The 23,055-nt window shown below is 66.1% G+C and carries 24 protein-coding genes and 1 pseudogene; 12 read left to right on the plus strand and 13 right to left on the minus strand.

Features of this window, described 5'->3' with window-relative positions; genetic code table 11:
• A complete protein-coding gene (locus ACFXHA_RS01445; protein WP_379352042.1) occupies positions 1-276 on the minus strand; it encodes a hypothetical protein in 276 nt (91 codons plus the stop codon).
• A gap of 152 nt (positions 277-428) precedes the next feature.
• Between ACFXHA_RS01445 and ACFXHA_RS01450 the strand changes: the two genes are divergently transcribed.
• Positions 429-1,589: a helix-turn-helix domain-containing protein gene (locus ACFXHA_RS01450; RefSeq protein ID WP_379352043.1), complete on the plus strand. Its 1,161-nt coding sequence runs from the start codon at positions 429-431 to the stop codon at positions 1,587-1,589.
• Between the two features lie 265 nt (positions 1,590-1,854).
• Here ACFXHA_RS01450 and ACFXHA_RS01455 read toward each other — a convergent pair whose 3' ends face one another.
• From ACFXHA_RS01455 to ACFXHA_RS01470, 4 genes are all read right to left on the minus strand, one after another.
• Complete coding sequence (locus tag ACFXHA_RS01455) at positions 1,855-2,274, minus strand: Dabb family protein (RefSeq protein ID WP_379352044.1); 420 nt, start codon at positions 2,272-2,274, stop codon at positions 1,855-1,857.
• Positions 2,275-2,442: 168 nt separating this feature from the next.
• Positions 2,443-2,817 (minus strand): MarR family winged helix-turn-helix transcriptional regulator, encoded by a 375-nt coding sequence (locus ACFXHA_RS01460; RefSeq protein ID WP_379352045.1) that lies wholly within the window; start codon positions 2,815-2,817, stop codon positions 2,443-2,445.
• Positions 2,818-2,912: 95 nt separating this feature from the next.
• Entirely contained in the window at positions 2,913-4,679 is a 1,767-nt protein-coding gene (locus ACFXHA_RS01465; RefSeq protein WP_379352046.1) for an MFS transporter, read from the minus strand.
• A 112-nt stretch (positions 4,680-4,791) separates the two neighbouring features.
• Positions 4,792-5,580, minus strand: a complete 789-nt coding sequence (locus tag ACFXHA_RS01470) for an MBL fold metallo-hydrolase (RefSeq protein ID WP_379352047.1) — start codon at positions 5,578-5,580, stop codon at positions 4,792-4,794.
• A 123-nt stretch (positions 5,581-5,703) separates the two neighbouring features.
• On the opposite strand from ACFXHA_RS01470, the gene ACFXHA_RS01475 reads away from it, so the two are divergent.
• Complete coding sequence (locus tag ACFXHA_RS01475; RefSeq protein WP_379352048.1) at positions 5,704-6,411, plus strand: trimeric intracellular cation channel family protein; 708 nt, start codon at positions 5,704-5,706, stop codon at positions 6,409-6,411.
• On the opposite strand, the gene ACFXHA_RS01480 is transcribed toward ACFXHA_RS01475, so the two are convergent.
• From ACFXHA_RS01480 to ACFXHA_RS01495, 4 genes and pseudogenes are all read right to left on the minus strand, one after another.
• The gene (locus ACFXHA_RS01480; RefSeq protein ID WP_379352049.1) at positions 6,319-6,792 is read right to left on the minus strand and encodes a hypothetical protein; all 474 of its coding nucleotides are present in this window, start codon (positions 6,790-6,792) and stop codon (positions 6,319-6,321) included. The two genes, ACFXHA_RS01475 and ACFXHA_RS01480, sit on opposite strands and share 93 nt — an antisense overlap.
• A 31-nt stretch (positions 6,793-6,823) precedes the next feature.
• On the minus strand, positions 6,824-7,840 hold the full coding sequence (locus ACFXHA_RS01485; protein ID WP_379352050.1) for a zinc-dependent alcohol dehydrogenase family protein: 1,017 nt from the start codon (positions 7,838-7,840) through the stop codon (positions 6,824-6,826).
• A gap of 76 nt (positions 7,841-7,916) precedes the next feature.
• Positions 7,917-8,450: pseudogene (locus tag ACFXHA_RS01490) on the minus strand (peroxiredoxin); the annotation flags it as partial.
• 55 nt (positions 8,451-8,505) lie between these two features.
• On the minus strand, positions 8,506-9,381 hold the full coding sequence (locus ACFXHA_RS01495) for a LysR family transcriptional regulator (RefSeq protein WP_379352051.1): 876 nt from the start codon (positions 9,379-9,381) through the stop codon (positions 8,506-8,508).
• A 123-nt stretch (positions 9,382-9,504) separates the two neighbouring features.
• Here ACFXHA_RS01495 and ACFXHA_RS01500 point away from each other — a divergent pair, with 123 nt between their 5' ends.
• Genes ACFXHA_RS01500 through ACFXHA_RS01520 form a run of 5 tightly spaced genes read left to right on the plus strand, consistent with a single transcriptional unit; the run spans position 9,505 to position 14,525 of the window.
• Entirely contained in the window at positions 9,505-10,953 is a 1,449-nt protein-coding gene (locus tag ACFXHA_RS01500) for a form I ribulose bisphosphate carboxylase large subunit (protein ID WP_379352052.1), read from the plus strand.
• 16 nt (positions 10,954-10,969) lie between these two features.
• On the plus strand, positions 10,970-11,392 hold the full coding sequence (locus tag ACFXHA_RS01505; RefSeq protein WP_379352053.1) for a ribulose bisphosphate carboxylase small subunit: 423 nt from the start codon (positions 10,970-10,972) through the stop codon (positions 11,390-11,392).
• A 25-nt stretch (positions 11,393-11,417) separates the two neighbouring features.
• Positions 11,418-12,524, plus strand: a complete 1,107-nt coding sequence (locus ACFXHA_RS01510) for an AAA family ATPase (protein ID WP_379352054.1) — start codon at positions 11,418-11,420, stop codon at positions 12,522-12,524.
• Between the two features lie 16 nt (positions 12,525-12,540).
• Positions 12,541-13,617, plus strand: a complete 1,077-nt coding sequence (locus ACFXHA_RS01515; RefSeq protein ID WP_379352055.1) for a class 1 fructose-bisphosphatase — start codon at positions 12,541-12,543, stop codon at positions 13,615-13,617.
• Between the two features lie 29 nt (positions 13,618-13,646).
• On the plus strand, positions 13,647-14,525 hold the full coding sequence (locus tag ACFXHA_RS01520; protein WP_379352056.1) for a phosphoribulokinase: 879 nt from the start codon (positions 13,647-13,649) through the stop codon (positions 14,523-14,525).
• 68 nt (positions 14,526-14,593) lie between these two features.
• Here ACFXHA_RS01520 and ACFXHA_RS01525 read toward each other — a convergent pair whose 3' ends face one another.
• Positions 14,594-15,175: an HdeD family acid-resistance protein gene (locus tag ACFXHA_RS01525; protein WP_379352057.1), complete on the minus strand. Its 582-nt coding sequence runs from the start codon at positions 15,173-15,175 to the stop codon at positions 14,594-14,596.
• Positions 15,176-15,268: 93 nt separating this feature from the next.
• Positions 15,269-15,940: a YoaK family protein gene (locus tag ACFXHA_RS01530; RefSeq protein ID WP_379353401.1), complete on the minus strand. Its 672-nt coding sequence runs from the start codon at positions 15,938-15,940 to the stop codon at positions 15,269-15,271.
• 187 nt (positions 15,941-16,127) lie between these two features.
• Between ACFXHA_RS01530 and ACFXHA_RS01535 the strand changes: the two genes are divergently transcribed.
• The 3 genes from ACFXHA_RS01535 to ACFXHA_RS01545 all read left to right on the plus strand — a co-directional run bounded on the left by ACFXHA_RS01535 (position 16,128) and on the right by ACFXHA_RS01545 (position 19,394).
• Positions 16,128-17,294 (plus strand): thiolase family protein, encoded by a 1,167-nt coding sequence (locus ACFXHA_RS01535; RefSeq protein WP_379352058.1) that lies wholly within the window; start codon positions 16,128-16,130, stop codon positions 17,292-17,294.
• A 233-nt stretch (positions 17,295-17,527) separates the two neighbouring features.
• A complete protein-coding gene (locus tag ACFXHA_RS01540; protein WP_379352059.1) occupies positions 17,528-18,637 on the plus strand; it encodes a winged helix DNA-binding domain-containing protein in 1,110 nt (369 codons plus the stop codon).
• Between the two features lie 184 nt (positions 18,638-18,821).
• A complete protein-coding gene (locus ACFXHA_RS01545) occupies positions 18,822-19,394 on the plus strand; it encodes a pentapeptide repeat-containing protein (protein ID WP_379352060.1) in 573 nt (190 codons plus the stop codon).
• Here ACFXHA_RS01545 and ACFXHA_RS01550 read toward each other — a convergent pair.
• Positions 19,391-19,867 (minus strand): winged helix-turn-helix transcriptional regulator, encoded by a 477-nt coding sequence (locus ACFXHA_RS01550; RefSeq protein ID WP_379352061.1) that lies wholly within the window; start codon positions 19,865-19,867, stop codon positions 19,391-19,393. The two genes, ACFXHA_RS01545 and ACFXHA_RS01550, sit on opposite strands and share 4 nt — an antisense overlap.
• A 100-nt stretch (positions 19,868-19,967) precedes the next feature.
• Between ACFXHA_RS01550 and ACFXHA_RS01555 the strand changes: the two genes are divergently transcribed.
• Positions 19,968-21,371 carry an MFS transporter gene (locus tag ACFXHA_RS01555; RefSeq protein WP_379352062.1) on the plus strand — a complete coding sequence of 468 codons (1,404 nt, stop codon included), beginning with the start codon at positions 19,968-19,970 and terminating at the stop codon, positions 21,369-21,371.
• Here ACFXHA_RS01555 and ACFXHA_RS01560 read toward each other — a convergent pair.
• Positions 21,292-21,738 carry a hypothetical protein gene (locus ACFXHA_RS01560; RefSeq protein WP_379352063.1) on the minus strand — a complete coding sequence of 149 codons (447 nt, stop codon included), beginning with the start codon at positions 21,736-21,738 and terminating at the stop codon, positions 21,292-21,294. The two genes, ACFXHA_RS01555 and ACFXHA_RS01560, sit on opposite strands and share 80 nt — an antisense overlap.
• 138 nt (positions 21,739-21,876) lie before the next feature.
• Between ACFXHA_RS01560 and ACFXHA_RS01565 the strand changes: the two genes are divergently transcribed.
• Positions 21,877-23,016 carry a serine hydrolase domain-containing protein gene (locus tag ACFXHA_RS01565; RefSeq protein ID WP_379352064.1) on the plus strand — a complete coding sequence of 380 codons (1,140 nt, stop codon included), beginning with the start codon at positions 21,877-21,879 and terminating at the stop codon, positions 23,014-23,016.
• Positions 23,017-23,055: the final 39 nt, after the last annotated feature.

Here is a 23,055-nt window from a genome sequence, read left to right on the forward strand (position 1 = left end):
TCACCACCAGCTGTCCCCGCCATCATCACCGAAAACATCCCCGATCACATCGGCAGCCAGCATCCCCCCACCGATGCCCACCGCGATCTGCGCTGCCCCGGAAAGAAATTCCCCCACCCCCGACCGCGAGTCCCCACGATTCCCACCCTGCTGCAAATCCGCCACCCGCTGCCGAAGCTGCGCATTCTCCTGCCGCAACTGCGCAATAACCTGATCCTGCCGCCCGACCCGCTCCATCAACGCCCGAACGTCCTGCTGCCCCTGCGAGTTATCCATTCTCTCATTCCTTTCCGTCTACCCAATGACCGCTCATCCGGCCCGAGTAAACGTTCGCCCACCCCACTGACACGGCGCTGACAACCCACCGACAGCCCGATGCCGTTGCGTGATCGCTGCCCGACAGCGCCGAGTGAACCTAGGCTTGAACCATGAGCGACGACCTGGGCGAGCGCTTGCGATCGGTCCGGAAACGACGAGGGCTCACGCAGCGGGAACTTGCGGCGGGGTCAGGGGTTTCGGTGTCGTTTATCCGCAAGATCGAACAGGGGGAGCGGGACGACGCGCGAATTGAGACGTTGCGCCGGCTGGCGGTGGGGTTGGGGTGCCCGCTGACCGCACTCATCGGGGCCGAGCCGGAGGCGCCGGAGAGCAGAGACGGGGAGCTTTGGGCAGCGACTCGACGGGCGATCGATACGCCACGCGCGCCGTCGTTGGAAGAACCTGTCACGGAAGGCGATATCGCGGACACACTGGTCTCGGCGGTGCGGCTGTATCACGAGAACGACTACGAGCGGCTCGCGCAGATACTGCCCGGTCTCGTCGAATCAGGGAACGGCGCCTCGCCATTGTTGCGATCGCGCATTCTTCAACTCACCGGGTCAGTAATGGTGCAGACACGGCAATTGCGCACCGCGCGCACAGTTCTCGAAGAATCCCTGACGGCGGCGGAATCATCCGACGACGTACTGGATGCCGCATCCGTCATTGTCACAATCGGCTGGCTCCTGCTGGTGGAACGACGATTCCAGCAGGTCGACTCGCTTGCCGTGCAGTGGGCCGACCGCATCGAGCCGCGCATCTCCACCGCCTCCGAACGCGAGCTCTCGACGTGGGGTTGGCTGCTGTTGCGCGGCTCGGCCGCTGCCATCCGCGACAACCGGCCCGACGACGCCGACGACATGATGCGGTTCGCCCAGGCCGCCGCGGTGGCCGTCAAACGGGAACCGGCCGGATACCAGGACTATTGGACCCGTTTCGGTCCTGCGACGGTCGCCATGAAACGTGTCGAGAACGCGGTCATCGACAACCGACCGGACCGTGCTCTGCAACTCACGCACGACGTTCCGTCCGGATTGCGCCCGACATCCGACAACCGGAACCGCCACCTGCTCGATGTGGCGCAGGCTCACCTGGACCTGCACCGCCCCGACCCGGCGCTCGACATCCTGCTCCAACTTTCCCGTCAGGCACGCCCCTGGCTGGTCGAACAACGCCTCGCCAAGGACCTCCTCGCCCGGATGATCGGCAAGCGCCGCACCCTCACCTCGGACATGCGAGCCCTGGCCGACCTCATCCACCTCGAATACTGACCTCCGCCAACCCGCCCCGCAGTGGCACTTCTCCGCAGGCGCCGGCAAAAGTGCCATTGCCGCCGGATTCCCGTGGACCGAAGCTGAATCCACGTCAGTAGGGGAAGCCCAGTGATCTCGTCGAGCGCGCCGATGTCATCACTGTCAGTCCCGAACAAACCTTCGCCCGCTGGCTCATCCCACCGGATAGTCCCGCCGATTTGGGCTCCCGGTGAGACCTGGACTGTTCCGTCGGTGCTGCGGGCGAAGGACGTTCGGTGCTCGGTCAGTGGTCGCTGTGTCTTCCCGGGGCCGCGCTGCCGTGGTATTCGCCGAGCTCGGAAACCAATTGGGTGACTTCGGGGTAATTGTCGTAGCGGCGTTGGTGTAGTGCGGCGATCTTTGCGCCCATTTCGGGGTCGGGGTCGTCGGTGATGTCGAAGGATACGAATTTGTCCACCAGGGGGAGGCCGATGTGATCGGTGTGGAGGTGGGCCGGGTGGATGAGGTATTCCCAGTAGCCGTCGAGGTCATCGATGACATAGGTTGCGCCGTAGTCGTATTCGCCGCCGTGGTCCGGTCCGACGATGAAGTGCTGTACGGAGGGGATCTGGCGTCCCTGGTTGCGGAGGCTTTCCAGTGCTTCTTCGAGCTGTTCGGCGGGGACTCCAGGCTTGATCGTGAAGCGATTGCCGTGGTAGATCATCGTTTTCAACCCTCGTGAGTGGTGGTGTTGTACCCATGGAAGACAGTGTGTGACTGGCCAATCACTCTGTGTGAGTGACTGTACACTCACTCGAGGCGGCGAAGCAAGGTCAGGGAGTACTCAGCGCGGGGAATCGGTCAAAATTCCTCGGTGAGTACTCCCTGACCTTCAGAGCTGTTCGTCGAGAGCGTCGATGAGTGTGTCGAGCCCCGACTGGACTGCTTCGCGCTGCGCGGGGGACAGGTGTTCCATTGCGGCGGCGAAGCGTTGGATGCGGGCCGAGGTGAGGCCGGTGACCAGGTTGTGGGCGGCGGGGGTGGCGGTGAGGAGTTGGGCTCGGCCGTCCTCGGGGTCGGCGCCGCGGGTGAGGTAGCCGGCCTTTTCGAGGCCGGTCACCATGCGGGACATCGTCGGAGCGCTCACCCGCTCGATGTTGGCCAGGTCGCCGAGGCGCAGCGGGCCCGAGCGGGCGAGCGAGGCCAGGGCCGAGGCGGCGCCGGGGCTGAGGGAGCCCAGGTCACCGGAGTGGCGCAGCAGGCGCAACAGGCGGCCGATCGCGTGGTACAGGTCGGCGGCTTCGGTGAGCTGGTCGGGGTCGGCGACGCTCGTCGGCTCGGGCAGGACGATCTCCTCCGGTTTCAGATTCCCTCGCGGGCGGCCTCGCGGAGCTCGGCTGCCTCGTCCGTAACTTTCGGGCTACCGGCGAACCAGGAGGCCACCGCGCCGATCAGCATCATAAACGCGGCTCCGAGGAACACTACGACCAGACCGGAGTGGAACGGGCCGGAGATCAAGTGCGGGAAGAACTCCTGACCGGTGAGGGTCTCCTTCTGCACGCCGGGTGTATCGAGGATACCGGTCGGACCCAGCAGCGCCTGAATCGGATTCACGCCCAGGAAGGCGGCGAAGAGGCTACCGACCGGGGGCAGACCCGCGACGTCGGCCGCGACACCGGCGGGCACGCCCTGCGCCCGCAGACCCGAATCCATCGCGCTCGGCAGCGTATTGGACAGGCCGATGATCATGAGCGAGAAGAAGACACCGATCGACAGCGCCATACCGCCGTTGAGCAGCGTGCCACGCATACCGGACGCGACACCTCGCTGGGAGGCGGGCACCGCGGACATCACCTCGGCGGTATTGGGGGAGGCGAACATGCCCGAGCCCAAACCGTTGAGTGCGATGACCAGTGCGAAAGCCCAGTAGGAGAAGTCAACCGGCAGCACCACCAGCAGCACGAACGTCACCGCGGTGATCGCCATACCCAGTGTCGCGAACAGGCGCGGACCGTACTTGTCCGACAGCTTGCCCGAAACCGGCCCCGCCACAAGGAATCCGACCGTCAGCGGCAACAGGTAGATACCCGCCCACAGCGGCGTGGACTCGTAGTCGAACCCGTGCAGCGGCAACCAGATGCCCTGCAGCCAGATGATCAGCATGAACTGCAGACCACCGCGACCCAGCGACGACATCAGACCGGCCAGGTTGCCGAGCCCGAACGCCCGCACCTTGAGCAGCGACAAGTGGAACATCGGCTGCTCGACCTTGGTCTCGATCCAGCAGAACAGCGCCAGCACCGCGATACCGCCGAACACCGCGGTCAGCACCCACGGGTTGGACCAGCCGGTGCTCGAATTCCCGTAGGGCTGAATGCCATAGGTGATACCGGTCAGCAGCGCGGTCAGACCGACCGCGAAGGTGACCGTGCCCGGAATATCGAGCGAGCCCGCATTGCGCTGACCATTGTCGTGCAGCGACCGGTAGGACCACACGGTGCCGAGAATGCCGAACGGCACGCTCACCCAGAACACGGCCTTCCAATCCCACTGCGCGAGCAATCCGCCCAGCAGCAGACCCAGGAACGAACCGGCCACCGCCGCAACCTGATTGATGCCCAGTGCGAAACCACGCTGTTCCGCCGGGAACGCGTCGGTGAGGATGGCGGCCGCATTGGCCATCAACATCGCACCGCCGATGCCCTGCACCACACGCCAGCCGATGAGCCAGACCGCGCCGCCACCGTGCGTGAACGGATCGAACGACAGCAGGATCGCGGTGATCGTGAAGATCACGAATCCGTAGTTGTAGATCTTGACGCGCCCGACCATGTCGCCGAGCCGTCCGAACATGACCACCAGCACCGCGGACGCGAGCAGGAAGCCCATCATCATCCACAGCAGGTAGCTCACGTTCCCCGCCGCGAGCGGGTTCAGATCGATCCCCCGGAAGATGTCCGGCAGCGAGATGATCACGATCGACGAGTTGATCGTCACCATGAGCATGCCCAGCGTCGTATTCGACAGGGCCACCCACTTGTAGTGCGGATGATCATGCTCGATCCGGAGCCGCCTCCGAATGGTCTGGACATCACCGGCATCCACACCGGTGGTTGGGGCCGCAGCCATCAGAGCCTCCCGCAAAGTCAACGAACAACAACGCCAAATATAGTTGCATGTCGCTAACTAATGAAATCGTGGGATGCCTCACTCACCGGACGGCCCCGCGCCGGAGACGGCCTTATCGACCCTTGACCTGGAGAAGTTCACCGGCGGTGGGCATCGCCAATTGGTCACCGTGACCGGCCAATTCGAAGTTGCGAGACAGGTAATCGAGGGTCTCGGAGAAGTGGTGCCAGCCCTCGCCGTGGACGGGGATGATCACCGCGTCGCCGAGGATCTGTGCGGCGCGGAGGGCGGTTCGGCCGTTGAGGGTGATGTCGGTGTCGCCGTAGCGTTCGACGTTCGCCGCGCCGACGAACAGGAGGGCGATATCGATGCGGCCCATCCGCGCGACGATCTGCTCGACCAGGTCGACCGATGCGTTGTCGCCCGACACGTACAGCGTCGGCCACCCTGCGGCCTGCAGGACGAAGCCGGTGACGACGCCCGAGAGCACCTCGGCCCCCTCGGGACCGTGCAGGGCGGGCACGCCGGTAACGGTCACCTCTCCGATCGTCAGAGACTCCCAGTTCCGCAGTCCCTCGACGCCCGCGATGCGCTCGGCGGCGTCGGGGGTCGACAGCACCCGATCCACGGTGGGGAGGAATTCCCGGCCCGCATGGTCGAGGTTGTCGACATGCTGATCATGCGACAGCAGCACCACATCCACCGGACCGACCTCGACGACCGCGATGGCGGGCCCGGTCAGCTTGTGCAGCGTGACGAGACCCGACGAGTAGGTGCCCGGGGCGTCGAAGGTGGGGTCGGTCAGCCAGGTCAGGTTGCCGTAGTGGAAGCGCACGGTGGGTCCGCCGATGTGCAGGAATTCGACGGTCGCGGAGTCGGTGGGATCGAGTGTGTTCGTCACGGGGCTCAGCTTTGCCCGTGAGATCGTGGTGGGTGCGGCCCGAGCGCGCCGATATCGGGACCGAACGCGCCAAACTGCCGGCGGGGTCTGTTCTTCGGTTTAGCCGTGGTGCTCAATCCTCGAATGATCAGCCAGCAGTTACAGATTCCGCTCGGCTTGGACCTGACCGCCATCGCCGTGGGCGGCCTCGGGGGCGGAACGGGTGCGGCACAGTTGGGGCGCGAAAGCAGAATTGATGTCATCGGCGTGGCCGCGATCGGCATCGCCACCGGATTCGGCGGCAGCATCGTGCGCGACCTGCTGCTCAACCAACTCCCCGCCGCCCTGCACAATGACGCCTACCTGCTCACCGCCCTGCTTGCGGCCTTCGCCGGAATGGCGTTCGCCCCACTGATCGAGCGGGCCGCCACGGTCCTGGCGGTTCTGGACGCCCTGACGATCGGCATGTACCTCTCCGCCGGAATCTTGAAGGCCGAACGCGCCGGACTCCCCGTCGGCGCTTCGGTCCTGGTCGGCGTAGTCGCGTGCACCGGTGGCGGCGTCATCCGCGATCTGCTGCTCGGCACCGAGGTAACCATGGTCCGCGTCGGCTCCTACTACATCACCGCCGCCCTGGCAGGCGCAGCCGTCTTCATTCCCCTGCACCACGTCTGCCCGGTCGTCTACGCCACCACCGCAACGGTCGCGATCGCGTTCACCCTGCGCGCCGTCGCTCTACACCGCGGCTGGACCAGGCCCTCAGCCCGCCCACTTCCCCTGCCCCGCAAGCCAGTCGGCGAATATCGCGATGTCGTCACGGAGCAGGCCGATCCCGGGGTCGACACCGTATAGCAGCGCCGGACCCTCGTGATGCTCCGAAACCCATTCCCGGTCGCTGTCACGGAGTTCGTCGTCGGCCCAGATGAACGCCCGGCCCGCGGCCCATTCGACCAAGGTGCGGGTCTTCCAGTGCAGGCCGAACCAGGCGTCTATCGCGGCATCCGATCGATCGGGCCAATCCACGACCGCCAGGGGCTGCAGACCCAGCGCCGGACTCACTGAACGGTTGGCTTCGTGGGTCCACGTTGTGGCCCACACCAACTCGCAGGGCAGAGCCGCCAGGAGCGGGCCGAGCACGGCATCCGGCTGCGCGGCAATCGGATTCACGCCGAAGGGGATCAGCGGGCCGTCGATGTCGAGAAACAGCAACGGACGGGGGACCGCATCGAACACGTCAACAGCGTAGTGGGGCTCGGGTTTTCGGTTAGGGGAGGAGGAGGGTTTTGATGGCTCGGCGTTCGTCCATCGCCGCGTAGCCTTCGGCGACCTCTGCGAGGGGGAGGGTTAGGTCGAAGACCTTGCCAGGGGTGATATGGCCGTCGAGGACGCGGCCGATGAGGTCGGGGAGGAAGCGGCGGACGGGGGCGGGGCCGCCGCGGAGGCCGACGTGGGTGCGGAAGAGTTCGCCGCCGGAGATTTGGACGTCGTGGGGGACGCCGACGAAGCCGACGGTGCCACCGACCCGGGTGGAGTGGCGGGCCTGGGTCATGGATTCGTTGGTGCCCACGCATTCGAGGACGGAGTCGGCGCCGATGCCGTCGGTCAAGTCCTTGATGCGAGCGACGCCCTCGTCGCCGCGTTCGGTGACGATATCGGTGGCGCCGAAGTCGAGGGCCAGTTTCTGGCGGGCCTCGTGCCGACTCATGGCGATGATCCGTTGCGCTCCAAGTTCTTTGGCGGCCAGCACGCCGCACAGCCCGACCGCGCCGTCACCGACCACCGCAACCGTCGAGCCCGCGCGGACCTCGGCCGCCACGGCCGCGTACCACCCGGTGCCCATGACGTCGGAGAGCGTCAGCAGGCTGGGCACCAGCTCGGCGTCGGGCTGTTCGGGTAGCGCGACCAGTGTGCCGTCGGCCAGCGGGACGCGGATCAGCTCGGCCTGACAGGCACCCATGAACCCGCCGTGCATGCAGGCGGATTGCACGCCGTAACGGCAGTTCGGGCACGTGTTGTCGGAGTAGGCGAACCCGCCGATGACGAACTGCCCGGGCCGGACGGAGGCGACCGCCGTACCGACCTCCTCCACGATCCCGACATACTCGTGCCCGATCGGCCGCGCCTCGGTGACGGGATTGACGCCGCGATAGTTCCACAGGTCGGAGCCGCAAACGCAGGTCGCGACGGTCCGCAGAATCACATCCGTGGGCTCCTCGATCCGCGGATCGGGCAGCTCTTCGAACCGAATATCGAACGGGGCATGTAAGACGGTGCCGCGCATGAGATCTCCTGTTCTCCGTGATGCGGCCGGGCTGAAGACACCCCACCCATCGTAGCCACGTATTAGCTACCTGCGGTTACGGGTTGGCATCCAACCAGTGCAGTACTTCACTCGCGTGACCGTCGGGCGGGAACACCGGATAGAAGACGTGCTCGATGACACCGTCGCGAACGATGAGCGTCAGCCGCTTGTAGAGGGTCAGGCCCCCGGCCTCGAAGGTCGGCAGCGATAGCGCGGCGGCCAGGCGCAGCCCGGGATCGGACAGTACCGCGAAGGGCAGATGCAGGCGCTCCACCATTTCACGCTGGTAGTCCGAGTCCTGGCTGGAAAGCCCGAAGACTGCCGAAGCCCCTGCGGCGAGCAACTCCGCGTGGTGGTCACGGAACGCGCACGCCTCCGGGGTACACCCGCGGGCACCGGGGATTTCGTCCCATCCGGCCGGAACGTCAGTGCCGGGTCGACCGGTCAACGGGTAGGCGTAGACGACTGTCCGGCCCGCGGGCAGCGCGCCGAGGTCGATCGTTGTCCCGTCGGTGGACTCGAGGATCAGCGTCGGTAGCTTCGAGCCCGGAAGGTGTGCTGCCGCGCCATCATCGACGGGCGCCGGGAGCTGTTCCATCGTCACGATCCGACCCTAGCCCGTTGCGGGGGAGCAAGGTCAACAGTTATACGCCTCGGAATGCCTTGTCCCCGACCCTTTCCGGGTCGGTGATGTGGGAGAGGAACAGGCGCGCGGTGGGGGTGGGGGTGCGGGTGGTGACTACGTGCCAGGGGCGGGTGAGGGGTGTGCCGTCGACTTCGAGGATCTCCAGGTGACCGGCGGCCAGGTCATTGGCGACGGCGTCGGAGTGGATCAGCGTGATGCCCAGACCCTCGCGGGCGGCGGCCAGGGCTGCGCCGTGGGTGCCGAGAGTCAGTGTGGGCGGACGAATTTGGAGGCGGTCGAAGAGTGCGAGGGTGGTGTCGCGGGTGCCGGAGCCCTTGCCGCGCAATAGCCAGGTGGCTTCGCAAGGGTCGGGCCAGGATTTCGGCGCACCGACCACGACGAGTTGGCAGGGACGGCGGGCACGGGTGATCAGCCCCGCCTCACGGGGCGGGCGGCCCGCCACCACCAGATCGGTTTCATGGTGGGTCAATTCGAGGAACAGCACATCGCGCGGCTGGATCGACAGTCCCAGTTCGATGGCGGGGAACCGGTTGTGGAAGGAGGCGAGCAGCCGCAGCAGCACATACTCCCCGGCGGTCGCCACCACCCCGATCCGCAACCGGCCGGTCTCCGCTTCCCGGACCGCCGCGTGCGCTTCCTTCATCAATCCGAGGATGCTGCGGCAGTAGTCGGCGTACACCCGCCCGGCCTCGGTGAGCGCGATGCCTCGCCCGGATTTCGCCACGAGTTTGGCGCCGAGTTGTTTCTCGATGTGTGCTACGGCCGCCGAGGCGGCCGCTTCGGTGATGTGCAGTTGCGCGGCGGCGCGGCGAATACTGGAGTGTTTGGCAACGGCGAGAAAGGTTTCCATGCGCACCGCGCTCACCGTACCCATACTTCACGGTAGCAAACTCGACGAAAAGGTTGAGCGAGACGAGGAACAATCGAATTGTTTGTCGTTAACGACCCCGTCATCCTGGGAATCGCAAGCAGCCCAACCCGGTTCGCAGGAGGAAGAATGGCCGGATCTGTCGATGATCAGCGCAGCCGGTGGGATCCGGGTGTGCAGTCGTACGCGTCGATGGGATACTACGCGCCCGACTATCAACCCAAGGACACCGATGTGCTGGCGGTTTTCCGGGTGACGCCCCAGCAGGGTGTGGACCCGGTGGAAGCGTCCGCGGCGGTGGCCGGCGAATCCTCCACCGCGACTTGGACGGTCGTCTGGACCGACCGCCTCACCGCACACAACCGCTACCAGGGCAAGTGCTACCGGGTGGAGGAAGTGCCGGGCCGGCCGGGCGAGTACTTCGCCTATGTCGCCTACGATCTCGATCTATTCGAGGAGGGCTCCATCACGAACCTCACCTCCTCGGTCATCGGCAATGTCTTCGGCTTCAAGCCATTACAGGCATTACGCCTGGAGGACATGCGGATTCCAGTCGCTTATGTCAAGACCTTTCAGGGTCCTGCGCACGGAATCGTTATGGAACGTGAATACCTCAATAAATACGGCCGCCCGTTGCTCGGTGCGACGGTGAAACCGAAATTGGGGCTTTCCGCGCGCAACTACGGCCGGGTGGTGTACGAGGCCTGCAAGGGCGGTCTCGATTTCACCAAGGACGACGAGAACATCAACTCGCAGCCGTTCATGCGCTGGCGTGATCGTTTCCTGTTCGCCATGGAGGGCGTCAACCGCGCGACCGCCGAAACCGGTGAATTGAAGGGTCATTACCTCAATGTCACCGCCGCGGACATGGAGGACATGTACGAGCGCGCCGAGTTCGCCAAGTCGCTCGGCAGCGTGATCATCATGATGGATCTCACGGTCGGCTACACGGCCATGCAGTCCATGGCCAAATGGGCACGCCGCAACGGCATGCTGCTGCACCTGCACCGGGCCGGGCACTCCACCTACACCCGGCAGAAGACGCACGGCGTGAGCTTCCGGGTGCTGGCCAAGTGGTGCCGCTTGATCGGCGTGGATCACGTGCACGCGGGCACCGTCGTCGGCAAGCTGGAAGGCGACCCGCACACGGTGCGCGGCTTCTATGACACGTTGCGCGACGGCTACATTCCGATGAATCCGGCCAACGGCATTTTCTTCGACCAGGACTGGGCGAGCCTGCCGGGCGTCATGCCGGTGGCTTCCGGCGGTATTCACGCCGGGCAGATGCATCAACTGCTGGACCTCTTCGGTGACGACGTGATCCTGCAGTTCGGTGGCGGCACCATCGGCCACCCGATGGGCATCTCCGCCGGCGCGGAGGCCAACCGGGTCGCGCTGGAAGCAGTCGTCAAGGCGCGCAACGAGGGTCGCGATCTACTCAAGGAGGGCCCGGACGTGCTGCGCCGAGCCGCCGAGAACTGCCGCCCGCTCGATGTCGCGCTCGCCACCTGGGGTGATGTCACCTTCGACTACACCTCCACCGACGCCCCCGACGCCGTCCCCACGGCCACCCGCTGAAAGTCGAGGAACCACCGTGCATTTGCGCCAAGGCACCTTCTCGCACCTGCCGGATCTCGACGACGCCGAGATCTCCGCTCAGGTCCGCTACGCGCTACTGAACAACTGGCCGGTGTCGATCGAGTACACCGACGACCCGCATCCGCGCAACAATTACTGGGAGATGTGGGGCCTGCCGCTGTTCGATCTGGACGAGCCCGACGGGGTGCTCGCCGAGATCAACGCCTGCCGGGCGACGTTCCCGCGCCACTACATTCGGGTCAACGCCTACGACGCCTCCTACGGGCGGCAGACCACGGCGTTGAGCTTCCTGGTGCAGCGCCCGGCCGACGAGCCCGGATTCCGCCTGGACCGCACCGATTCCGACGATCGCCGCCAGCACTACAGCCTGCACGCCTATGCGCTCGACGACCGTCCGGGCCAAAGGTATGGCGGCTGAAGACGTTTCGGAAAGGGACGCTATCGTGAGCGCGGAACGCCCCGCGGTACCGGGCGGCCGGCAACCTGCTGCCGACCGCCCGGCGGGCGGGTTCCAGATGCATCGACCCGGGGTCACGAGCCCCGCGTCGATGCGCGGTACGGCCGCCGATGTTCCTCCCCGACCGGAGGATGCGGCGGCCGACCACCTGAACCCGCTGGCAGATGACGCATTACTGGACCTGTCGACCGACGTCGCGGGCAAGGACGTCGAGGACACTCTGTCGCGCCTCGACGCGGAACTGGTTGGTCTGGCGAATGTGAAGCGCCGCGTGCGGGAGATCGCCGCGCTGCTGCTCATCGATCGCGCGCGCCAGCGCTTCGGCCTCCAGGCTACCCGCCCGACCATGCACATGAGCTTCACCGGCGGACCCGGCACCGGCAAGACCACTGTCGCGCTGCGCATGGCCGAGATGCTGCACGCGCTGGGCTACATCCGGAAACCCAAGGTGCACACCGTCACCCGCGATGATCTGGTCGGCCAGTTCATCGGGCACACGGCCCCCAAGACGAAGGAGGCCCTCGCCAAGGCCGCCGGGGGAGTGCTGTTCATCGACGAGGCCTACTACCTGTTCCGCCCGGAGAACGAGCGTGATTACGGGCAGGAGGTCATCGAGATCCTGTTGCAGGAGATGGAGAACGAACGCACCAGCCTGGTGGTCATCTTCGCCGGGTATCCCGACCGCATGGAGACCTTCTTCTCCGCCAACCCGGGCCTGTCCTCCCGGGTCGCGCACCACATCGAATTCCCCGATTACACCCACGGCGAGCTCATGGCCATCGCCGAACTGATGGTGCGTCAGGAGAATTTCCGCTTCGATCCCGCTGCCGCCCAAGCCTTCTCGCGCTACCTCGAATTGCGCATGGCACGCCCCCGCTTCGCCAATGCCCGCAGTGTGCGCAATGCCCTGGACCGCTGCCGGCTGCGTCAGGCCAAGCGCCTGGTGGAGCTGCACCGCCCGGTGGGCCGCATGGATCTGATCACGCTGACGGACAGCGATGTCCTCGGCAGCAGTGTGTTCGCGGACGCCCCCACAGATTCGCGCGGGTCTGCCGACTCGAACGGGTCTGCCGGCGAGGGGGCATCTCCATGACGAAATGAGAGCGATTGTGCCTGAAGGACTGAAGACCCTCACCCGCTACACCATCGAGTCGGAGCATCGCCAGCCCGGCGCGTCCGGAGAGTTCTCGGCGCTGCTCAACGTGCTCGCCACCGCCACGAAAATCATTGCCAATCAAGTCACCCGGGGTGCGATCGTCGGCTCCCTGGGCGCCTCGGATGCCGGGAATCTGCCGGTCACGGTGCACCGCAAGATGGATGCCATCGCCAACGACATCATGGTGGCCGAGAGCCAGTGGACGGGACCGCTCTCGGCGCTGGTGTCCGAGCAGATGCGCGGCTGCCATCCGGTGCCGAGCGAATACCGGCGCGGGAAGTATCTGCTGGCCTTCGATCCGCTGGATGGATCCAGCAATATCGACGTGAATCTGCCCGTCGGAACGATTTTCAGCGTGCTGCGCGCACCCGAGGACGGCCGCGAGGCGACGGGCGAGGACTTCCTGCAGCCGGGCGTGCAGCAGGTGTGCGCGGGCTTCACCCTCTACGGTCCCGCGACCATGCTGGTGCTCACCACCGGCAGCGGCGTCGACGGATTCACTCTCGATCGCGAGGTGGGCGCGTTCGTGCTCACCCATCCGCGCATGCGCATCCCGGACGACACCTCCGGCTTCGCCATCAACGCCGCCAACGAGCGGTTCTGGGAGCGGCCGGTGCGCCGCTACGTCCACGAATGCCTGCAAGGCGTGGAGGGTCCGCGCGGGCGCGATTTCAATATGCGCTGGGTCGCTTCGCTGGTAGCCGACACGTTCCACATTCTCACCCGCGGCGGGCTCTACATGTACCCGCGTGATACCCGCAATCCTGAGCGGCCGGGCCGGGTTTCGCTGCTCTACGGCGCGAACCCGATCGCCTTCATCGTGGAGCAGGCCGGGGGCGCGGCGATCACCGGGCACGAGCGGGTACTGGATGTGCGGCCCGAGGAGCTGCATCAGCGGATTCCGTTGATCTTCGGATCCCGCAACGAGGTCGAGCGGATCGCGCGCTACCACCGCGAACCGGACGAGGGGCCGAGCTTCGATGCCTCCCTGTTCGGTTCGCGGTCGCTGTTCCGCGCGTCCCGCCATTGATGAGCTTCCCGACACTGAAGAGAGGTGCCATGTCGGTCAAACATCCCGTGGTCGCTATCACCGGGTCGTCCGGTGCGGGGACGACCAGCGTCACGCGAACCTTCCAGGAGATCTTCCGCCGCGAGGGCATCAATGCGGCCATCGTGGAGGGGGATTCGTTCCATCGCTTCGACCGCAACGAGATGAAGCTGGCCCTGGCGGAGGCCGAACAGCAACGGAATCTGACCTTTTCGCATTTCGGTCCGGAGGCGAATCTGCTCAGCGAGTTGGAGTCGCTGTTCCGCGAATACGGAGACTCCGGGGTCGGCGCGGTGCGGCGCTATCTGCACGACGACGAAGAGGCCAAACCCTTCGGCCAGCCGGCGGGCACGTTCACCCAGTGGGAGGAACTCGCGCCCGGGAGCGATCTGCTGTTCTACGAGGGTCTACACGGGGCCGCAGTCTGCGAGGAGATCGACGTGTCCCGCTACGCGGATCTCCTGGTGGGCGTGGTGCCGATCATCAACCTGGAGTGGATTCAGAAGGTGCACCGCGACAAGACCGAACGCGGCTATTCCAGCGAGGCGATCATCGACACCATCCTGCGGCGCATGCCCGACTACGTGAAGCACATCTGCCCGCAGTTCTCGCGCACCTACGTGAACTTCCAGCGGGTCCCGACGGTCGACACCTCGAATCCGTTCACCGCGCGCACGATTCCGACCGCGGACGAGAGTTTCGTGGTGATCCGCTTCGCCGATCCGAAGGTCATCGACTTCCCGTATCTGCTGTCCATGCTGCACGATTCGTTCATGTCACGACCCAACTGCGTCGTGGTGCCCGGCGGCAAAATGGATCTGGCCATGCAGTTGATCTTCACCCCGCTGATCCTGCGGCTGATGGACAAGCGACCCAAGCGGCTGCGCTGAGAATCCTTGTCCGGCAAGAGAAAACGGCGGCCGCCCGGAATGGGCGGCCGCCGTCGGATACTGCGTTGTCAGACGCCGGTCGGGACGTTCTTGGCGTTGCTCTTGACCTGGAAGGCCGAGATCACCTCGAACACGCCGATCGCGATCAGCCAGCAGCCCACCACCACGACCAGTGCGGTGATCGAGCGGAACGGCTCCACGATCAGCAGACCGCCACCGACGATGAGCAGGATGCCGAACAGGATCTGCCAGCCGCGGCCCGGGACCGCATCCGACATCGCCGCCACCAGCACCGCGGTGCCACGGAAGATCCAGGTGATGCCGATCCACAGCGCCAGCAGGCCGATGGCCTGGAACTCGTTGCGGAAGCAGAAGAATCCCAGAATGAACGACAGGATCGCGGTAATGAAGGACAGCACCCGCATCCAGGTGCTGACATGTAGCCCGAAGGCTGCGATCAGCTGGAAAACACCCGACACGAGTAGATAGATGCCGAACAGGACACCGGCGACGACCAGGGTGGGTCCGGGCCATACGAGCACCAGGATGCCCAGCACCACCGAGAGAATGCCGGTGACCAGGATCGACTGCCACGCACTGCGGGCCAGCGCATGAACCGGCCCTTCGTAACCCTCTTTGGTGGTTGTCATGTTCAGCAGAATAGGACCGGTTCGCGGCATTTGCGTTTAATTAGCTGAGTGTTGCGCGGCTGTGACGTGATTCAATCCCCGGTCGGGCCGGGCTCACTGCTCGTTGGCGGTGCGCCGGACATGACGGCGGACCCAGCGAATATCGGCCCGCCAGGTGTAACCGGCCACCAGCAGTGAACCCATGAACGCGGCGTCGAGCATGTAGGTGCCCGAGACCAGGATCGACACGACGCCACCGATCAGCGCACCCATGGCGAACGAAACGTATTGCACCGCATAGCCGAGCCAGTCGCGCGCAGTGCCGCCGCCGGCGATGTGCCGCTCGACGCCCTGGGCGAATTTCACCAGCGTGCCGGTCACATAACTGACCGGGATGGAGACCTCGCCGTTCTTCACGAACGAGGTATTGATCGCGCCCATGCCGACGGCCACGAACAGGATCGGAATCAGCCCGATGCCGCGCTCGCCCAGGATGTTGTCGACCGTGGCGGCCACGAACAGGGCGGCGGTGGTGAGCATGGTCGCGCCGTGCGGGTGATTGGTCCACCAGTAGCGGCGGCACAGCGAGGCCACGAAAACGCCTGCCAGGAAGCAGCCGATGATCGCGGCGGCACCCAGCGCGAGCGTGTGGTCGCCGGCGAAGTGACCGAGGATTGCGCGCTCGGTATTACCGGTCATGAAGGTGACGAAGTAGCCCTCCGAATGGGCATACGCGGCCGCGCCGATGAATCCCGCCAAGGCGGACAGCACCACGGACAGTCGCATCTCGAGATCCCAGAAGGGGTCTTGTGTCCGATCGCTGGTCGCAGTCACAGCAACAGGCTAGCAATCCGAATCACAGTGCGCGGGAGGTGAAAATGCCGCGCGCCTGACGGCGCGCCGCCGATGCGCTACAGTGCTTATGTTAACCGGAATTCACGTCTGGTATGTCCAGTGGGAACAAGGAGAAGTCATGACTTCCGCCGTCATTGTCGACGCCGTCCGCACTCCGTCCGGGAAGGGGAAAAGTGGTGGCGGCCTGTCGGAAGTGCATCCCGCGACGCTGCTCTCCGGGGTCCTGCAGCACCTGGTCGAGCGCACCGGGATCGATCCGGCGCTGATCGATGATGTGATCGGCGGTTGCGTCTCACAGAGCGGTGAACAGGCCTTCAATATCTCGCGGACCGCGGCGCTGGCGGCCGGTTTTCCGGAATCCGTACCCGCTACAACCGTCGATCGGCAGTGTGGATCGTCACAGCAGGCCGCACACTTCGCGGCCCAAGGTGTGATCGCCGGGGCGTATGACATCGCCATCGCGTGCGGCGTCGAATCCATGTCGCGGGTGCCGATGTTCTCCAGCGCTCAAGGGCAGGATGCCAATCGCGGTCCGCTCGCGCACCGCTACCCGGACGGCCTTATCCAGCAGGGCATTGCGGCCGAGGTGATCTCGGCGCGCTGGAAGTTCGACCGCGCCGCGCTGGACGAGTTCGCGGCCCGCTCGCACCGATTGGCCGCAGCCACGGCGGCTTCCGGGGGCTTCGACCACGAAATCGTGCCTGCCGGGACGCTCACCGCCGATGAGACCATTCGCGCGAACACCACCGTCGAAGGACTCGCCGGCCTGAAGCCCGCCTTCATGGACGCCGAATTCAAGGCGCGCTTTCCGGAGATCGAATGGTCGATCACGCCGGGTAACTCGTCGCCGCTCACCGACGGCGCGTCCGCCGCGCTCATCATGAGCGAGGACAAGGCCACCCAGCTCGGCATGCGCCCGCGCGCCCGCTTCCACTCCTTCTCCGTGACCGGTGACGATCCACTGCTCATGCTGACCGCGGTCATCCCGGCCACCCGCAAGGTGCTCGCGCGGGCCGGCCTGACCATCGACGACATCGACGTGTACGAGGTGAACGAGGCGTTCGCGCCGGTGCCGCTGGTCTGGGCCCGCGAAATCGGCGCGGACCCGGCCAAACTCAACCCGCGCGGCGGCGCGATCGCCCTCGGCCACCCACTCGGCGCGTCCGGCACCCGCATCCTCACCACCATGCTCAACCACCTCGAACAGACCGGCGGCCGCTACGGGCTGATGACCATGTGCGAAGCAGGTGGCCTGGCCAACGCCACCATCATCGAACGGCTTTGAACGACGGCCCGCGCCTCGCTCATTCGGGCGAGTGAGGGAGAGGCCACGGGCTGCGCCGGGCAGGGTACGGCGCAGCCGGATCTCGCGGTGCGGGGCACCTCACCACCGTCCTCGAGCCACATCGACTGAGCGAGTGTCGGTGCCGCGCAGCGCGATATCACCGAACGTGTCGGACCGCGGCTTTAAGCTGGTCGCGGTCGCGCGGGCGGCGCGGACGAGGTGCTGGAGGCGCTGTGCGGTTTTCGTGGGATCAGGTTTTCGCTTGGCGGGTGCGGCGGCAGTTCGTGGACCCGCGCTCGGGCGGGGATGCTGTGGCGGTGGCCGAGCGGCTGTGCGGGGTGCAGGCGCAGGTGACCTCGGCGGCCGAAACCGCTGTGGCGCTGCGGTGTTCGTCGGGCATGCCGGGTGCGGTGGCGGCGGCGCTGGGGGAGGGCACGCTGTTCAAGACATGGGCGATGCGTGGAACATTGCATGCGCTCACCCCGGAATTGGGTGCGGCGGCACTGTCGCTCATGGGGTCGGCGCGGACCTGGGAGAAACCGGCCTGGACCAAGGCCGCCGGGGCCACCCCGGAGGATGTCGCGGCGCTGGTCAAGGCGGTTGGTGAGATCCTTGACGGCCGGGTCCTGACTCGGGACGAGTTGGTGCGAGAGATCATCGCCGAACCTCGATTCCAGCCGTTGGAGACGCATCTGCGGTCGGGCTGGGGTTCCATGCTCAAGCCGCTGGCCTGGCAAGGTGCGCTCTGCTACGGGCAAAGTCGCGGTACCGCGGTCACATTCACTCACCCGACGCACGTGGTCCCCGGCTGGTCCGGCATCCCCGACCCAGATGCCGCTGCGCCCACCCTCATCCGCGCCTATCTCGGGGCCTACGGCCCGACGACACCGGACATCTTCAACAACTGGCTGACCCGCAACTTCCTCAGCAAACCGACTGTGCGCCGCTGGTTTTCGGAACTGGGCGCGGATCTCACCGAGATCGAGGTGGAGGGCCGGACCGGGTACTTTCTCACCGAACACCTCGACGACCTGGCCGCCACCGAGCCCACGACCGCGGTCCATCTCCTCGGCCAGTTCGACCAGTACGTGCTGGGCCCCGGGACCGGCGACACCGCACTGCTGCCCGGTGATCATCGGGCCAAGGTGAGTCGGACCGCGGGCTGGATCTCCCCACTGGTCCTCGTCGGCGGACGCATCGCCGGAACCTGGGAGCTCGACAAGGGCGACCTGGTCGTCTCCATGTTCGACGGCGCGCCCGTGCCTACCGCGGAGATCACTGCCGAACTCGCTCGTATCGCCGACGCCACAGGCCAGCCGGTGCAAGCTGTGCGCTCGGCGTGAGGTCGATAAATCAGTCGTCGTACCAACGCTTTTGGTGGATCATCGACGCGTGAAGTCACGCCGGGGGGCGGTCGGCGCGCGACGTCGGCCGAATCGAATCACGTCATTACGTCAACCAGATACGAGTCGCACCCGCTTTCGGCGTGCCACGCACGCATGCGTCAGCTGGGGCGGCTGGGCGAGGTTGGCGTCGATCACCACCACCATCGCCGCGGTCACGGCGCTCTGGTTCACCAGCCAATCCCTGCACGCGACGAACGATCAATACGGCCTCGCCCGGCAGACGGCCACCACCGAACGGTATGCGAAAGCCGTTGAGGAGCTGGACAATCAGGGCTTGGATATCCGGCTCGGCGGCATCTACCTGCTGGAACGCCTGGCCAGCGATTCACCGCAGGACCGCTCCTCGATCTTCGAGATACTGAGCGCCTTCCTGCGCAGCCATTCGCCGAACAACGGAAACTGCGGCCAAGACCATGACGCGGTACTGGCGACAGATGTTCAAGCGGCGCTGCGCGTGATCGCTCGCCGTTCTCCCGATGGCCCGGAATCCATCGACCTACGGGGAACCTGCTTGGCCGAGGCCGACCTCGCGCGGGCGAATCTGCGGGGAGTCAACCTGGAACGCGCCAACCTGACGGGCGCGAAGCTGGATGGGGCGAATCTGCGCGGCGCACTGCTCGATCTGGCCAACCTGGATGGCGCATCTCTCCGTGACACGGATCTGACCGGGGCGGTTCTCGCCAAGGCCACTTAGCGGTTGCCGGGCAGCAGGTTCGGGTCGTGTGCACCGGGGCCTAGTTGCAGGCGCATGTCTTCGTAGGCGAGGTGATCGCCGCACTCCGTGCAGACGGGCCGCACGGTCATGACGTGACCGCAGCCCTTGTGGACGGTTTCCACCGGCGGGCCGTCGGGGGCGGCCCATTGGTCGCCCCACTGCCGCATGGCGGCCACGATCGTCCAGAGTGAACGGCCCTTGTCGGTCAGTAGGTAGTCGTAGCGGACCGGGTTGTCCTGGTACGGCGTCTTCTCCAGGATTCCTTGGGCGACAAGGTGTTCCAAGCGCTGTGTGAGCACGTTGCGGGCGATCCCGAGGCGGGAGCGGAAGTCGTCGAAGCGGGTCACTCCGAAGATGGCGTCGCGGACGATGAGCAGGGTCCACCACTCGCCGACCACCTCCAGGCACTGGGCGATGGAGCAGTTCATGTCCTCGTAGCTGGTTCGCCGCATGCACCCAGCATAGTCGGTTGCTTGAAGGAACTCACTCGCCTATGGTCCGTCCTATGAAGAAACTCACTAGGGTCGAATGCGGAACTACCGGGGGAGCGCGATGAGTGCCGTAGTCGCACAGGAAGAACGACGGGCCGTCGATTCACGGGTGGTGCTCGGCATCGTCGCGGTGGCCGTGCTGTTGTCGAGTCTGGATCTGTTCATCGTCAATGTGGCGCTGCCACGCATCGCCGAGGACTTCTCCGGAGCGCGGATATCGGGGCTCTCCTGGGTGCTCAACGCGTACTCGATCGTGTACGCGGCATTGCTGGTGCCCGCGGGACGGCTGGGGGATCGCAACGGGAACAAGGCCACCTTCCTCGCCGGACTCGGCATCTTCGTCCTGGGTTCGGCGCTGTGCGCGGTGGCGTGGAATACCGGTGCGCTGGTGAGCTTCCGGGTCGCGCAGGCCGCGGGCGCGGCGCTGCTCACACCGTCCTCGCTGGGGCTGCTGCTGGCGGCCACCCCGGCCGACAAGCGGGCGACCGCGGTCCGGCTCTGGGTCGCCTTCGGCGGTCTGGGTGCGGCGCTGGGACCGGTGATCGGTGGCGTGCTCGTCGAATTCGATTGGCGCTGGGTGTTTCTGGTGAATGTGCCGCTCGGCATTATCGCGATCCTGGTGGGGATACGGTTGCTGCCGAAGCCGGCCGGTCACGGTGGGGCGTTGCCGGACGGGGTCGGGGCGCTCATGCTCATCGCCGCGGTGGCGTCGCTGATCCTGGCCGTGGTCAAGGGACCGGATTGGGGGTGGGGCTCGGCGGGTGTGATCGGCGCGTTCGCCGCGACGGTGATCTTCGCGATCGCCTTCGTGGTCTCATCGCGTCGCCATCACAGCCCGGTTGTCGATCCCGGACTGCTGCGGGTGCCGAATTTCGCTCTGATGCTGGGCAATTCCCTGCTGTTCAATGTGGCGTTCGCAGGCATGCTGCTCTCGGCGGTGCTGTGGATGCAGAACGTGTGGGGGTGGTCGGCGCTGAAGACGGGGCTGGCGATCGCACCCGGCCCGCTGCTCGTGCCGATCGTGGCGGTCTCGGCGGGCAAGCTGATCGCACGGGTGGGTGCCGGGCCGGTGCTGGCCCTCGGCGGATTGTCGTTCGCGGGCGGAATCGCCTGGTGGGCACAGGCGGTGACGCTGCATCCGAATTACGCGGCCGGTCTGTTGGGCGGCATGCTGCTCACCGGCATCGGTGTCGGATTGACGATGCCTACCGGTGTCGCGGCGGGCACCGCGGGGCTACCGCCGCAGCAGTTCGCGACCGGCTCGGCGGTGCTGAGCATGGCGCGGCAGATCGGAATGGCCGTCGGTGTGGCGGTTCTGGTGGCGGCCCTCGGGTCACCGGCGGGTCCGGGCGCAACGCTGGATGCGTTCCACCGCGGGTGGTACGTCATCGTGGCCGGAGCGGTGGCGGCCGGCGTGCTGGGTCTGGCCGCTCGGCTACCCAAACCCACCACCCACTCTCGGTGACGGTGACATCCAGCCGCTGTCCCAGCACCCAGACCTGACCGGCACCGGGACGGTCGCCACGACCGTACGCGTAGCGCAGCCCGTCGAAATCCTGGCCGTGGCCGAGAGAGTAGACGGGCCCGCTGCCCGTCGGCACGATGGAACCACCTGCGCCACTGCTCATTCCGGGACGCCACTGGCCGTCCGCTTCGTGAAACAGCTCGTCGATATCAACCTCCACGCCGTCACCGTTGGTGTCAACGAGCGCGAAGGCCACCGCACCATTCCCCGCGACCGCGAGCACCCGGGCATAGCGCGGATTCCACCCGCCGACGGCGATCACGGTCTCCGGATCGGGCCACGTGGCCGGGTGAGGCACTTCCGTCATGCAAGCCCCCGAAGTCTTTGCACAGGACGCGTTTTCATCCCCCCAGTGAATGCTACCGCTTGTCGGGGTCGATTCTCAGGGATGCTCTCAGGGGTTGTCCGGATGTTCCGGGTGGGCGGTCGTCCCTACCGTCGAAGTATGCGAATCGGGCTGATGGCGGCGGTGCTGGCGGTGGCGGGAGCAGCGGGCTGCGGGACGGTGAGCAGTACAGCGCCGCAGCCGGTGTCGACGACCCCGATGGCGGTGTCGCCGCAGCGGATCGAGCAGATCCGCGACGACATCGACGGGCTGGTCCGGGGCGGGACGACCGGGGTGATCGCCACTCTCACCGAGAACGGGCAGACGGTGACCCTGACGGCCGGGGTCGCCGATCGCGCCAGCGGGGCACCGATTCCGATGGCCCCGCCGCAGCAGGTCCGCATCGGCAGCATTTCGAAAACCTTTGCCGCGGCGATGATCATGCAACTGGTGTCGGAGGGCAAGGTGCGGCTCGATGAGCCGATCGACACCTATCTACCGGGCCTGCTCACCGGCAATGGCGTGGACGGGCGAGCGATCACCGTGCGCCAGATCCTGCAGCATCGCAGCGGATTGCCCGAGCTGTCGGAGGATCCCGAACTAGACGAGGTGAAGGCCGTCGCCGACCATCGCACCTTCACTCCGGCCGAGGAGATCGCCATCGCGCTGCGCCATCCGGCGCAGTTCCCGCCGGGGGAGCGGTTCGAATACACCAACACGAACTTCATCGTGGCCGGGATGCTGGTCGAAAAGGTTTCGGGCAGAGAGTATTCCGAGGAACTCGCCGCCCGCATCACCACCCCCAACCTCCTCACCGACACCTACCTGCCCGCCCCCGGCGAGGTCGATTTCCGTGGCCCGCACCCCCACGGCTACACCACAGTCGACGGCAAACCCACCGACGTGACCCGCTCCGAACCGTCGATCCCCTGGACGGCAGGCGGCCTCATCTCCACCGGCGCCGACCTCAACCGCTTCTACATGGCCCTACTCTCCGGCAAGATCATCACCGCCGCCCAATCCCACGACATGCTCACAACCCTGCCCGAATCCTCCGCCAACCCCCTCGAATACGGCCTCGGCATCGGCTACACCCAACTCTCCTGCGGCGCCAGATACTTCGGCCACACCGGCGGCATAGCCGGCTACACCACCATCTCCGGCGCCACCCCCGAAGGCCGAGCCATAACCCTCGCCCTAACCGATTCCGGCACCATCCCGAACTACCCCACCCTCCTCGCCCACGCCCTCTGCCCCTAGCCGCCCGGCGATAATGCACTGACGCAGGCAAATGCCGAG

Origin of the sequence: Nocardia sp. NPDC059240 (assembly GCF_042753865.1) — a bacterium.
Lineage (GTDB): Bacteria > Actinomycetota > Actinomycetes > Mycobacteriales > Mycobacteriaceae > Nocardia.

Bases quoted from the DNA above. Each gene is read 5' to 3' on its own strand.
- ACFXHA_RS01520 (WP_379352056.1), top strand. From the start codon at position 13,647: ATGTCGGTCAAACATCCCGTGGTCGCTATCACCGGGTCGTCCGGTGCG.
- ACFXHA_RS01530 (WP_379353401.1), bottom strand. From the start codon at position 15,940: ATGCGACTGTCCGTGGTGCTGTCCGCCTTGGCGGGATTCATCGGCGCG.
- ACFXHA_RS01555 (WP_379352062.1), top strand. From the start codon at position 19,968: ATGAGTGCCGTAGTCGCACAGGAAGAACGACGGGCCGTCGATTCACGG.
- ACFXHA_RS01525 (WP_379352057.1), bottom strand. From the start codon at position 15,175: ATGACAACCACCAAAGAGGGTTACGAAGGGCCGGTTCATGCGCTGGCC.
- ACFXHA_RS01465 (WP_379352046.1), bottom strand. From the start codon at position 4,679: ATGGCTGCGGCCCCAACCACCGGTGTGGATGCCGGTGATGTCCAGACC.
- ACFXHA_RS01560 (WP_379352063.1), bottom strand. From the start codon at position 21,738: ATGACGGAAGTGCCTCACCCGGCCACGTGGCCCGATCCGGAGACCGTG.
- ACFXHA_RS01500 (WP_379352052.1), top strand. From the start codon at position 9,505: ATGGCCGGATCTGTCGATGATCAGCGCAGCCGGTGGGATCCGGGTGTG.
- ACFXHA_RS01475 (WP_379352048.1), top strand. From the start codon at position 5,704: ATGATCAGCCAGCAGTTACAGATTCCGCTCGGCTTGGACCTGACCGCC.
- ACFXHA_RS01535 (WP_379352058.1), top strand. From the start codon at position 16,128: ATGACTTCCGCCGTCATTGTCGACGCCGTCCGCACTCCGTCCGGGAAG.
- ACFXHA_RS01485 (WP_379352050.1), bottom strand. From the start codon at position 7,840: ATGCGCGGCACCGTCTTACATGCCCCGTTCGATATTCGGTTCGAAGAG.
- ACFXHA_RS01445 (WP_379352042.1), bottom strand. From the start codon at position 276: ATGGATAACTCGCAGGGGCAGCAGGACGTTCGGGCGTTGATGGAGCGG.
- ACFXHA_RS01455 (WP_379352044.1), bottom strand. From the start codon at position 2,274: ATGATCTACCACGGCAATCGCTTCACGATCAAGCCTGGAGTCCCCGCC.
- ACFXHA_RS01495 (WP_379352051.1), bottom strand. From the start codon at position 9,381: ATGGGTACGGTGAGCGCGGTGCGCATGGAAACCTTTCTCGCCGTTGCC.
- ACFXHA_RS01550 (WP_379352061.1), bottom strand. From the start codon at position 19,867: ATGCGGCGAACCAGCTACGAGGACATGAACTGCTCCATCGCCCAGTGC.
- ACFXHA_RS01565 (WP_379352064.1), top strand. From the start codon at position 21,877: ATGCGAATCGGGCTGATGGCGGCGGTGCTGGCGGTGGCGGGAGCAGCG.
- ACFXHA_RS01450 (WP_379352043.1), top strand. From the start codon at position 429: ATGAGCGACGACCTGGGCGAGCGCTTGCGATCGGTCCGGAAACGACGA.